Source organism: Methanomassiliicoccales archaeon, from assembly GCA_029907465.1.
Classification (GTDB): Archaea; Thermoplasmatota; Thermoplasmata; order Methanomassiliicoccales; family JACIVX01; genus JACIVX01.
Window position 1 is genome coordinate 45,813 of record JARYLV010000007.1, and the last position, 12,343, is coordinate 58,155.

Annotated in this window: 10 protein-coding genes; 2 read left to right on the forward strand and 8 right to left on the reverse strand. The window is 48.3% G+C overall.

Annotation, left to right across the window (positions count from 1 at the left end):
* Positions 1-7 precede the first annotated feature (7 nt).
* Entirely contained in the window at positions 8-949 is a 942-nt protein-coding gene (locus QHH00_04290; GenBank protein MDH7508601.1) for an ABC transporter substrate-binding protein, read from the reverse strand.
* A gap of 786 nt (positions 950-1,735) precedes the next feature.
* On the opposite strand from QHH00_04290, the gene QHH00_04295 reads away from it, so the two are divergent.
* On the forward strand, positions 1,736-2,836 hold the full coding sequence (locus QHH00_04295) for a glycosyltransferase family 2 protein (protein ID MDH7508602.1): 1,101 nt from the start codon (positions 1,736-1,738) through the stop codon (positions 2,834-2,836).
* A 178-nt stretch (positions 2,837-3,014) separates the two neighbouring features.
* On the opposite strand, the gene QHH00_04300 is transcribed toward QHH00_04295, so the two are convergent.
* The 7 genes from QHH00_04300 to QHH00_04330 all read right to left on the reverse strand — a co-directional run bounded on the left by QHH00_04300 (position 3,015) and on the right by QHH00_04330 (position 10,866).
* Positions 3,015-3,137 carry a hypothetical protein gene (locus tag QHH00_04300; protein MDH7508603.1) on the reverse strand — a complete coding sequence of 41 codons (123 nt, stop codon included), beginning with the start codon at positions 3,135-3,137 and terminating at the stop codon, positions 3,015-3,017.
* Positions 3,138-3,227: 90 nt separating this feature from the next.
* The gene (locus QHH00_04305; protein ID MDH7508604.1) at positions 3,228-4,655 is read right to left on the reverse strand and encodes a Ni/Fe hydrogenase subunit alpha; all 1,428 of its coding nucleotides are present in this window, start codon (positions 4,653-4,655) and stop codon (positions 3,228-3,230) included.
* 11 nt (positions 4,656-4,666) lie between these two features.
* Positions 4,667-5,200: a hypothetical protein gene (locus QHH00_04310; protein ID MDH7508605.1), complete on the reverse strand. Its 534-nt coding sequence runs from the start codon at positions 5,198-5,200 to the stop codon at positions 4,667-4,669.
* Entirely contained in the window at positions 5,193-5,900 is a 708-nt protein-coding gene (locus tag QHH00_04315; protein MDH7508606.1) for a 2Fe-2S iron-sulfur cluster-binding protein, read from the reverse strand. The genes QHH00_04310 and QHH00_04315 overlap by 8 nt, the downstream gene beginning before the upstream one ends.
* On the reverse strand, positions 5,897-7,516 hold the full coding sequence (locus QHH00_04320; protein ID MDH7508607.1) for an NADH-ubiquinone oxidoreductase-F iron-sulfur binding region domain-containing protein: 1,620 nt from the start codon (positions 7,514-7,516) through the stop codon (positions 5,897-5,899). The genes QHH00_04315 and QHH00_04320 overlap by 4 nt, the downstream gene beginning before the upstream one ends.
* Positions 7,517-7,536: 20 nt before the next feature.
* Positions 7,537-8,064 (reverse strand): NAD(P)H-dependent oxidoreductase subunit E, encoded by a 528-nt coding sequence (locus QHH00_04325; protein MDH7508608.1) that lies wholly within the window; start codon positions 8,062-8,064, stop codon positions 7,537-7,539.
* 1,008 nt (positions 8,065-9,072) lie between these two features.
* Positions 9,073-10,866: a PAS domain S-box protein gene (locus tag QHH00_04330; GenBank protein ID MDH7508609.1), complete on the reverse strand. Its 1,794-nt coding sequence runs from the start codon at positions 10,864-10,866 to the stop codon at positions 9,073-9,075.
* A gap of 408 nt (positions 10,867-11,274) precedes the next feature.
* On the opposite strand from QHH00_04330, the gene QHH00_04335 reads away from it, so the two are divergent.
* Positions 11,275-12,309, forward strand: coding sequence for a radical SAM protein (locus QHH00_04335; protein MDH7508610.1), 1,035 nt, complete (start codon positions 11,275-11,277; stop codon positions 12,307-12,309).
* The last annotated feature ends 34 nt before the right edge of the window (positions 12,310-12,343 follow it).

Genomic DNA, 12,343 nt, shown 5'->3' on the forward strand with positions numbered 1-12,343 from the left:
TCCTCTGTTATCCGAAGAGCTCAGGGTGGAACCATTGTGCGAACTGTTCGAGCCCCAGCACAAGTCGAGGGCTCGCTGTGACCCATCCGCTCTCGATCGCATAAACACGGTCATCTTTCACAGCATCGATGTTCTGCCAACCCTCCCTGTTCTTGATCTCATCGACGGAGGCACCATAGCTCACCACCACGATGACATCGGGGTTTTTCTCGATGATGTACTCATTGCTGAGTATTGGGTATCTGACCGACTCGTTGGCAGCGATGTTGATGCCTCCCGCCATCGAGATCAGTTCATTGGTAAACGTACCAGGGCCGACTGTCTTGAGAGCGGTGCCCAGCTCATAGTATACCAGAGGTTTTTCTTCATTAATAAGATTCAAGACCTTTTCTGCGATGGCGTCGATCCTCATCTCCATCTCCGAGATCACCGCGTCCGCCTCCACGGATTTCCCGACGAGCGCTCCGACCGTCTTTATAAGGTTGTAAACATCCGAAACATTCTGAGGGTTAACCGTGACGACTGGAATTCCCAGGTCTCCGATCCTCTTGTTCACGTCCGTGTTATACCACCATGCGAATACGATGTCTGGATGGAGACTGACGATGAGTTCCATATTCGGGTTTGAAGCTTTTCCGACGTTCGTCTTATTGAAAATATCGACCGGATAGTCTTCGAGCTGGCCTGGAGCCCCCTCAAATGTCTCATTACCCGAAAGGGCATAATCGACGCTCGATTGATCGACCCCCACGAGCTTGTCACCAGCGCCAATTGCGTAGATGATCTCGGTACAGGCCGCAGAAAGTGAAACGATTCGTTCGACAGAAGTCCCCTCTTGCCCAGTTTCAGGGGTCAAAACCTTTGCAAAAAGGTATCCACCACCGAATGAACCTATAATCACCGCGACGATGATCACCGCATAAACGATTTTTGCATTGCTTTTGTTCATATATCGCCACCTATGGGACAATTCGGTGTTAACCCTGCCGGCATTGGAATGTTTTTTGTGGCTTGAATAACACCTTTTTGCGAATAGTAATACCCTTCAATAAATCTTTTTGTCGAACGCACGCCTTTGCTCCTGGTTGTTGAGTTCCGAGTGAATTTTCGAATGAAAGCTATCAATACAAGATAGAATTGTACGACGTCCATATCAACCGTTTCTGTAATAATATGCTGAGACTTTCTTGGGTATGTCAACATTAATGAGAGATTGTAATTTGGTTGTCATTTGACGCTGTTGCCTAAAGATTTATAAGAGGTGAGTGCCTTATCCGTAACACGAAATCTCAAAAAGTAATAAGAAAATCATATAAGGTTATCGGATTTCGCCGTAGCGCAAGGATTTGCTTTGAAGTCTGCCGATGAATATCCTCATATCGACTAATGGTCACGATGAATTGCGCATTGGGCCATCGTGGCTCCGATCCGGCACGGAACCTTCGCTCCCTCCTGTCCCCTTTGCCCTCGGGATTCGGAGTCCCTGGCCCTTCACATCTAATTTCTCGAGTACTGCTTCTGATCCTCTCCTAGGCAAGAATGATTGTTTTCCGATTCATTATCATGTTCCGATTGAATCAATTTTCCTTTTATGATTCGCATTACTTTCTGATTTCAGACTGTGGACTCTACTTTCTGCGTACTGCGGTGTTTCAAGTCCTTCAATTCTTCTGTGGCGCCGGAAATTGAGATACGATATGAAACAATATGAAAATATGGCTCCCAGTGGAAGTCCGTGAGGACTGACGAAAGGGGAGTTGCGTCCCCCTCCCTGAAATGTGGAAATATCCTGTTATCGATATCCTACGCGATTGAAAGATACGCGATAACGAAGGTACTCGCAAGGTCGATCTGTATGAAGTCATCGGTTATCATTACTTCATATAATAGAAGTTGGGCCCTCCCTCATTGTTTGGGGAGTCTTGCAACGCAGTCTCTCCTTCCTGATGAGGTCATTGTCGTCCTGAAGCCGTCTGGAGACGGCAGCGAAGAGATAATCGATGAACATGGTGACAATCTGCCCATCAGGACGATTATTCAAAAAGAGGGCAATGTGGCGGTGGCGGCCGCAATGGGCATCGAGGCCGCGAATGGCGATTTACTAATTTTCATCGATGACGATGCTGTTGCTCATAGAGAGTTCATTGAGCGATACTCCCGCCTCTTTTCCCAATTGCAGAATCCAGGTGGGCTCACTGGTGTTGTCTTCTCTCAACCTTATGGCGGAGAAGGCGACATGGAGCTCCAGATAGGTTCGATTCAACCGCGTAGGTCACCTAAACGCACACTCTCTTTTCGCCGACCGCTCTCTGCATATAGAAAATACGACGAATGGATCACAGTCTCGGGGCATCATTCACGGCACACAATCGATTTGGATGGTCCCATGGGATCAATTCTATCACCGCTCCTGATGGGTTGTAACATGGCATTGCTGAAGACTGCGGTCGATGACTGTCCGCTCGCTCAATTGTATGGAAGAAGCAAATCGTGCCTCCGATATGAGAGCCTTCTCGCTCTCTGGGCGAGGCTGAAAGGTTACGAGACGTATATATGCCTCGATGTTCACCGTGCACCGATTGTCTGGCATCTCGTCCACGATTCATCCACATTATCGAGGGGGAAGGGGTTCAAAGGGGAATTCTGGCGCTATACAGACGATTCTTCCTTTTATTTCAAATTGAAGAAACTGGGTCTTGACGTTTCATTTTTCGATTACTCTCTCTTTTCACTGACGGATGTTGTCGGAACACTCCTTTCTGAGCCACGAAAATTCTTGCCAAGAAGTCTTGCGGCTGGATATACATTCTTAACAAGGTTGATTGGACATTACTGAAAAGCACTTGCGAATTCAACTCGTTAATCTATTTGTTTGAGTCCATTGTTACTGTGCGTCAATACGAAATTGAGATCGCCATAAAGTCAGTCCAGGCCCTTTAGGTCTGCATCTCGCGCAATCAATTGAAAGGGTTTTATTGTGTGCGGTTTTTATTGTGGAATTCAATTTGAAAATATCACTCGTACTTCGGTCCCTGATTATCTTCTCTGATCTTTTTTCGAATTACAAAGCTACTGATCACTCTCCTCTTGAAAAGGATTGCAAGAATCCCACCGATAGTAACTCGTTCCTTTTTCATCGTCTTGCCGGAATTACATGTGACATCACTTGGTTTCTCACAAAAACAAATGATGGAGAGATCGGAGAGGGATCTTGATTACAAGAATTTTTATCGTGAATTTCTGTCGATGAGTCTGCCATCGGCATCGTATAACTCGAAGTCGATGCCCCTACTGCCAAACGAGTGTGAAGCGCAGCTGAGGCAGGGATCGTAAGCGCGGATGACGGCCTCGACGCGGTTGAGCATCCCCTCGGTCAGCTTCTTCGCGTTAACATATTTTTTTGCGACTTCCGTCACAGCCCTGTTGAAGGCCACATTGTTGTGCCCTGTTGCAATGATGAGGTTAACCCATGTAATGAGACCGTTCTCGTCGACTTTATAGTGGTGGATAAGAGTGCCTCGAGGTGCCTCAGCCACTCCGATTCCTTCTGAACGGCTAACCTCAGCCTTCGCCCACACTCGATCTGCATATGTCTCTGGTTCACTGAGAATCTCTTCGGCCCTTTCGAGGCAAAAGAGGATCTCAATGAGGCGCGCGTAATGGTATAGGAAAGAACTCTCCACGATCCCATTCTTTCCGAACTTCCTGAATTCTTTGATCTCTTCGTCAGCGAGTGGCGTGCCGCACCGCTTCGCGATGTTGAGCCTTGCGAGCGGGCCGACCCGGTAGCTTCCGCCAGGGTAGCCCAGCGGCTTGTAATAAGGGAATTTCATATACGACCACGGCTCAACCGCCTCCGCGATGAATTCCTTGTATTTCGTTGGATCGAGGGAATCGGCGATCACTTCTCCTTGGTAATCAATGATCTTCAATAGCCCGTCGTAATGTTCGAGTTCGCCATCTGGTGTGATAAGTCCCATGTAATTCGAGGGGAAGTTGCCAAGATGCTCGATTTCCTCGTCAAAACGCTGAAGCATATTCCTAAATTTCTCTAGCGTAGAAATCGTGATGTTCTTTGCCTCTGGCAGATCGGCAGCGATCCTTTCCCCTTTTTCTTTCGTCAGCGGCCACCTGACGCCACCTGGCACGATCCAATCGCTTGAATGAATCCTTTTCCCTGCAAGTCTCTCAATGATCTCCTGGCCAAACTTCCGTAACTTGATCCCGTTCTTTGCGATTTCTGGATCGCTCTCGATAAGCCCGAAAATATTCCTCTTTTCAATATCTGCATCCATGCCAAAGAGGAGATCTGGAAAAGAAAGGTAGAAGAAGCTGAGCGTGTGCGATTGGATAATCTGGCCCATGTGCATGAGTCGCCGGAGTCTTACCGCTGCTTCAGGGATCGTTACAGAAACGAGGGCATCGCACGCCTTCGCCGACGCGATCAAATGGCTAACAGGACAAATACCGCATGCCCTCGAGGTGATGCTCGGCATCTCGTAATATGGACGACCTTCGCAGAACTTTTCGAACCCACGGAAGAAATTGATCTGGAATCTTGCATCTTTCACAGACCCATCATCATCGAGAAAGATCGTCACTTTGGCATGTCCTTCAATTCTCGTCACGGGGTTGATCGTAATTTCTTTTACCATGGGAGACCCTCCTATCCAAACTTCGCCTTCCCCTCCATCTCCGGTTTTCGCCCGGCGAGGAGTTCCGTTAAGACATAAGTGATGAGAGACGCCGGCGGAGGACAGCCTGGTATGAAGTGGTCGACTTCCACAATCTCATGAAGGGGATGCGCTTTTTTCAACAAGGGCGTGACCTCTGAAGGGATCTGTGGTGTGGTATCAGCGAGTTCTAAATATGCTCTCTTCAGCACCGCCTGGTCCCCCTCTCTCAAAGCGTTCCTCAGCGATGTGACATTACCATGGACGGCGCAGTCGCCGAGGGCGATCAGCTGTTTTGTCCTCTTCCTCGCGACTTCAATCAACTCGAGTTGCTCCTCGTTCCCAACCGCCCCCTCGACGATCGTGATATCCACATTTTCCGGAAATTCTTTCACGTCGATGAGCGGGGAATAGACGAATTGCACGAGCTTCGCCAACTCCATCAAAAATTCGTCCTGGTCGAGGAATGACATGTGACAGCCTGAACAACCGCTGAGCCAAATGGTCGCTACCCTGACTTTATTCAAACGCCGATCGCCTCCTCTCGGTGATAAATTTCGCCACTTCTTTGTCCTTCGTGGAGGAGAGCGCCTCTCCCTTCACATAGATCGCCCCGACTGGACAGACCTTCGCGCATTTCCTACAGCCCGTACAGGAGGTGGCATTTTTCCAGTTCTCGTTGAGGTCTATCACGACTTGTGTCTCCTTACCGCGGAGCATGAGGTCGAGCGTGTGGACACCTTCGATTTCATCACAAACCCGAATGCAGCGGGTGCAGAGGATGCACCTGTTCCGATCGATGACGAGATATGCGTGTGTGAGATCGACACTGAGTTCAGGCCAGTCGCGCTCGAAAATGAGCTGGTCGACGCCCAGTTCGCTTGCCAGTGATTGGAGTTCGCAGGCACCATTCGCCACACAGACTGAGCATATATGTGCCCTTTCGGAGAGTAAGAGCTGGAGGGCCATTTTCCTGTACTCCTTCAGCCGGTCAGAATTCGTTGTGACCTCCATGCCCTGGCCGACTGGTGTCGTACAGGCTGGAAAGACTTTTGGTGACCCCTTGATCTCAACGAGGCAAAGGCGACATCCGCCGTAGTCCTTCACCCCCTCCAAATGGCAGAGAGTGGGGATTTTGATCCCGTTCGCCATGGCAGCGTCGAGGATCGTCGTACCATCTGGAACCTCGACCGCCCTGCCATCAATAGTCAATCTGACTGATTTCATGACCCCTCCGCACCCATATCACATCTCCCCGTCGGACACTTTTTGTCGAGGATATGCGCCATGTACTCTTCCTTAAAATAGCGGATCGTCGTGAGAACGGGATTCGGGGCTGTCTGGCCGAGGCCGCAGAGGCTCGCCTCTTTGATGTATTCGCCAACCTTTGCGAGGAGATCGATGTCCTTTTCGACCCCTTTCGCATGTCCGATCCTTTCGAGGATTTTCCTCACTTTGACGAGCCCGACACGGCAGGGCGTACACTTGCCACAGGATTCGTCGACGCAGAAGTCGATGAAGAATTTCGCCGTGTCGACCATACAGGATTCATCATCGAGCACGACGATGCCGCCAGACCCCATGATCGCGCCCGCTTTCGTCAGCGACTCGTAATCGATAGGGAGGTGGAGCTGCGATTCTGGCAGACAACCACCGGAAGGGCCTCCGACAAGAACCGCTTTGAATCTTCTTCCATCTGGTACGCCACCTCCAATCTCAAACACCACCTCCTTGAGCGTGATCCCCATCGGGACCTCGATGAGGCCGGGGTTCTTAATTTTGCCAGTGAGCGAGAAACATTTCGTCCCAGGGCAATGTGGTACTCCGATCTTCGAAAACCATTCCCCTCCGTTGAGCACGATGAGAGGAATATTTGCGAGTGTCTCGACATTCTGAATCAATGTCGGTTTTCCCCAAAGGCCAGATGACGCGGGGTAAGGCGGGCGGGGACGGGGCATAGCTCTCATCCCCTCGATGGAAGCGAGGATCGCCGTTTCCTCCCCCGCGATAAAGGCGCCCGCTCCCAGGCGCAGCTCAAGATCAAAATTCAAATCCGTTCCGAGTATTTTCTCGCCAAGTAGACCAAGTGATTTGGCCTGTTGTATCGCCTTCTTGAGCGTCTCGATAGCGAGCGGGTATTCAGCCCTCGTATACAAATATCCCTTTTCGGCCTTGAGCGCGTAAGACGCGATGATCATCCCCTCTATAATCGCGTGAGGATCCGCTTCAGCAAGCGTCCTATTGGCGAATACGCCTGGGTCGCCCTCATCTAGATTCCCTATGATGTACTTCGGAGAACCGGCCGCCTTCGATACGAATTTCCATTTCTGTCCTGTCTGGAAGCCAGCACCACCGCGCCCCCTCAATCCGCTCTTGAAGACCTCGTTGATGACGTCGTCTTCACTCATTTTTGTGAGACATTTGACGAGTGCGGCGTAACCTCCACGCGATATGTATTCACGGATATCAAGGGGGTCCATTTTGCCAGCGTTCCTCAGTACGAGCCTTTTTTGTTTTGAGAAGAATTCCGGAACGCTGTAGAGGAATCGTTTCAGGGGTATGCCCCGGATCACATGCTCCTCAACGATCTCCCGCGCGCTTTCCGGTGTAACACCCTCGTAAAAATAATCGCCAGGCTCGATGAGGACCACTGGACCAGCCGAACATGTTCCTGGGCATCCCGTTCTCGCGACTTTGCACTGGTCTTCCAGACCAAGTTCCTTAACCGCTCTCTCGAATGATTTAAGGACTTTCAAAGCGCCGAGCGAGATGCAGCTGCTCGAGCAGCAGACGTTGATTCTATACCTGAACCTTTTCTGTTTTTCCCGTTCTTCTTCTGCGATCTTCTCAATGTCTTCGACCTTCAGTTTTCTCCCCCAGCGAATTTCTTAATTCTTTCCAGAACGCCTTCTTTTGTCGCTTTGCCGATGACCTCATCGTCGACTATTACATTCGGCGCCATTGCGCACGCACCGATGCAACGCGTGATGAATAGAGTAACTCTTCCGTCTGGAGTGGACTTTCCCCTCTCGACCCCAAGCTCGCGCTCGATTGCCACGAGAATCTCACCTGCACCCTTGACATAGCATGCTGTCCCCATGCACGGCGTGATGATGTGTTCCCCAGGCTTCCTCAGCCTGAAAAAATTGTAAAATGTCGCAGCGCCATAGACCTGGCTAGGAGCGACGTGTAGTCTCTCAGCAATGAGGATCAAGATCTTCCTGTCGAGGTACCCAAAGATCTCCTGTGCCTTCTGGAGCACTTCGAGCAAAGCGCTCCGATCGTAATCATGTTCTTCCATTAGCTTCTCGAGCTTTGCCACCAATTTTTCTCTGATCAAGATATCGCTACCAGTGTGAGTACTCTCTACTGTTTTTTCATTACCTGTCAAGTCAACACCCTATCACTTGCTAGAGAATCAATACCATTCGAAAGCCCTCATGCACTCGAAACCGTTGATGAAATTAACGCACGGAAAAGATGTGCACTCGTCGCAAGTCAATCCTTTTCTTTGGCAACAGTCTCGAATCGCACAGCTCTCCTTTTCGGAACATCCTGGGCATCCATATCCCTCGGTTTCTTTAATTCTATTGTACACACACCACGTGCAGTCTAGCCCGCAAGGGCAGGAACAGCCCAGTCTATTCAAAGCTACCAATTAACCCCCCATCTCCTTCGGTCTAATTTTTTTACAGACCTTTTCGATTATAAATTTTGTGTTTTTGGTTTATGATAATGTAACAAATGAATTAGCATTCAATACGTCCAGATCTATTACCCTCATGTCGCTGTACTTCTCATTTTCGAAGCTTGAAATCAAGAAAGATCTTCATCGAAGGGACACAGCGATTAGGTTCCCTCCTCCTCATTCAAAGAATATCAACATCGTTCTCTCTGTGATTGGATTACCGAGAACCCGCCTTTCCCAGTATCCCTTTTTGCGGCTTTGCGATCATTTGCGTCTCTTATCTGCGTATCTCGTTTGGTGGTGGGACACCTTCTCGATCGATCTTACGCTTACAGACTGTGGTATGAATGGAATTTGAACAACGGTTACTCGTGATAAATTTTGAAACATCTGGATCACAGAGAAGAGACATACATGATCAACAAGATGCCGCACGAAATTATCGTTCAATTCCAATAGAGGGAAGCTCATCCGTTTTAGTGACAATTTGCTCAATGAAAGGTGAAGTATTCGCAGAGTTGTATGGACTGAGGCTGGTGTGTTCCTATTCATGTTAGGGATAAATTAAAACGAATTTGTTAGAACGTCGAAAGTTTGCGAGAATGCACCTCTGTCGTTCACCGAAAGCATTGTAGTAAGAGTTCCGACCAGTTTACATTGTAGCTTCAATTCAAATCTGATATTTCGCCGATCCACCGATATCTGTTGCAGTCAGTTATATGCTTTGAATCGATGTGGCGGCACGTGGATGACGAATTTCACACCCTCCATACCGATTTCTTCGACGTGCATATTGTTGATCGAGAGGATATCTTTGATCAGATAGAGTCCTTTCCCACCGCCTCTGACAAGGGAGGACTCAAAGATATTTTCGCCCCTCTGTTTCTTAATCCCAGGCCCATTATCCTCGTATATGATATTCAGTTCGTCATCCGAAATGTTCGCAGATATCGAAATACGAGTCGCTGTCTTGGCGTGTTTCAGTGTGTTGTGCATTAAATTGTAAAATACTTTCCAGATCATGCTGTCTGAAAAGATGAAGATACTTCGCAATTTTTCGTCGATATGAACATCAATCCCCTCGAAATCAAGCTGGGAAAGCGCTTTCTCAATCGGATCTATGAGTTTCATCCATACGGGCGCCTCTTTGCCTAAGTCTTCCATTTCCTTCGTGAATTCCAGGTGCTCCCCGATCCGTCTGGTGGCATGTTCAATTTTGTCAAGACAGTGATCCAAGGGGATTTTATTGGACGGCATTCTAATGAGGTCGAGATATCCCTGGATAACTGCCAATTGGTTCAAAATGTCATGTCTTGTGAGCCTAAACAACAGATTGAGCTTCAGATTAGCCAAGCGCAATGCATTTTCCATATCCTTTTGATGGGTGATGTCTGTCCCAGTGCAAAAGATACGTTCAACGGTCCCATCTTCGCCAAATCTCGGCATCTTTGTGACCCAGATACACCTTGGTTTCCCATCTGGCCCGGGCATCCACTCTTCTTGAGCGATCTTTTCGCCAGAAAAAGCCTTCTTGTTGCCCTCGATACATCTTTCGCATATCTCCTTCGGGATGATTTCGCGTAGTTTCCTTCCGATAATCTCTTCTTTCTTCCGCCCCAAAAATTCCGCACGAGCCCTGTTAACGAGCCCATACGTCTCTGGGTCTGTGGCATACCAGACCATCGTGTCGATGTTGTCAAGAAGCATCATGTGTTCTTCAGCCATTTCCTTGAGTTCCTTCGTTGTCCTCTTCAACTCGGTCACATCGATGATCGAAATGACGGATTCTTTTGTTCCAGGGATCGGGGAGACTATCATCTCACACTCTTTTATCTCGCCTTTTTTCGTCAGGAGATTAAATTCGTGTCTACGAGGGGCACCTCTGTGAAACTCCATGACCTTATCCCAATCTACATGAGTGTGACGCTCCGCAATTCTTTCCCTCTCCTCCACGGCAATGATGTCTGTGATGTTCAAACGCCCCTCCATCTCTTTCTTTGAATAACCAGTAAGACGTTCAACTTCTTCGTTTGCGAGCAATATCCTCATGTCCTCGTCGACTATCATCGTGGCGGTGCCTGTGTTTTCAAAGATCGTACGATATCGTTCTTCACTCCTCCTCAATACCACTTCTTTTTCCTTCAGCTCCGAGATTTCAAGCGTTAACTCAATAGCGCCAATGATATTTCCCTCATCGTCTTTCATAGGCCATCCAGTTATAGCCCACCATCGGCCATCAGGGGTCATGATCTCGCCGCTGCATGAAATTCCATCCTCTATCGCCCTGCTTACAGGGCAGTTTTCACATGGAGCCGTCCTGTGGTGCCAGATCTCGTAACAGAATCTCCCGATCAGTTCGTCTTGTGGCTTTCCAGCAGAATCGGCAGCCGCTTTATTTAACCAGATGATGCGTTTTTCTTTGTCCTGATAGATCACGTGCTCCTTCAAGTTGTTAAAAATAGCCTCTATTTGTTTATTTGATTTCAGCGCCCCACCTTCAATCATTTTTTCTCCGGATATTGTCACATTCTAAATATTTTATTGTTTTAGTATCAACCTTGATTATTGCGTGATTTACCTTTCTTAACGGCCATTGATTGAGTAACTAGTAATATGGAATCGTATGAGATCGATTTGGAATACTAATGAGGCTGTTGTAAATTCGGTTACCGATACATTTGACGTAATTTATTCAATCATTAGCGTGCAAGTGAGAAGTGGCATCGACCTTTTTCTTCACTGAAGAATTGCAAATTCGACTTATCAATGAAATTCTCATTCATGCATTATTGCGCCAACTGCTTCGTTTTATAAGAAAAGGTCACCAGCAGTTTTCAGGAATTGATCCCAAAATTGAATATAAAAAGAAAGCACATAATTGATGACAACCTAAAATCATACAAATCTTCTGCAATGATCCCCCGCGACGCACCAATTCACGTCGGATGGCAATGCACGAACGAATGCAACCTAGAATGCGTTCACTGCTATGCCAGCGCTGGCCATCGGTCATTGAACGAACTCGATACAAAGGAAGCGCTGAAGCTCATCGAGTCTGTGGCTGACCTCGGGGCTAAGAGCATTGTCTTTACGGGGGGAGAACCCCTGATGAGGAAGGATCTTTTCGAACTAGTCGGTTTTGCAAGAGATCATCATCTTTTCGCGATCATCGCCACCAATGGCATCCTGATCGACAGGGATATCGCTAAATTCTTCAAAAAATCAAGGGTCGCGGTCGCGATTAATCTGCCGACTTTAGACGAACGCTCCAGCGAAATTTTCACCGGAGTTTTCAATTCTCATAACGCACGGATGAAAGGATTGATGTATTGCTTAGAAGAGGGGGTGCCAACGAGCGTCGGAATCGCCGTAACAAACCTCAATTTAAATGAGATTGTTCGTGTGATCGATTTTTCGCGTGAAAAGAGAATCAATTGCGACGTGTTGGCAACAATTCCCGTCGGGAGGGCATCGTCCTCCCTTTTACCTCCTGTGAGCGAATACGAAGAGCTGCTCGTGGATATACTGGACCGTTATTCTGCGATCCCCATGAACGCAATCGATCGAGCGAGCGAAACGCATGTTTCTGTGTACGAGCCTGTTTACGCAAGGGTCATTCAAGAAAGAAGGAACGAGGAGTTTTCCAGGCTCTGTAGCCTCGGCAACGCAATGCATGTAATGGAGGACGGGTCAGTGAGGTCGTGCGTTTACATGCCGATGAGCTTCGGAAATATCAGGAGAAAGGAACTGGCAACGATATGGAAGGAAATCAGGGGATCAAAAAAGCTCGCGGAGCTACAGGACCCTCACCGATTAAAGGGTGCCTGCGGAGAATGCGAAGATCGCGAGATTTGTGGTGGATGCAGGGCGAGGGCATACGCCATAAAGGGTGACCCTTTTGATGAAGACCCAGTTTGCACGAGATGTTTCACGGAGGCACAATGTTGAAGATGGATAGCGATCTCGAATCGTTTTCTAAGGT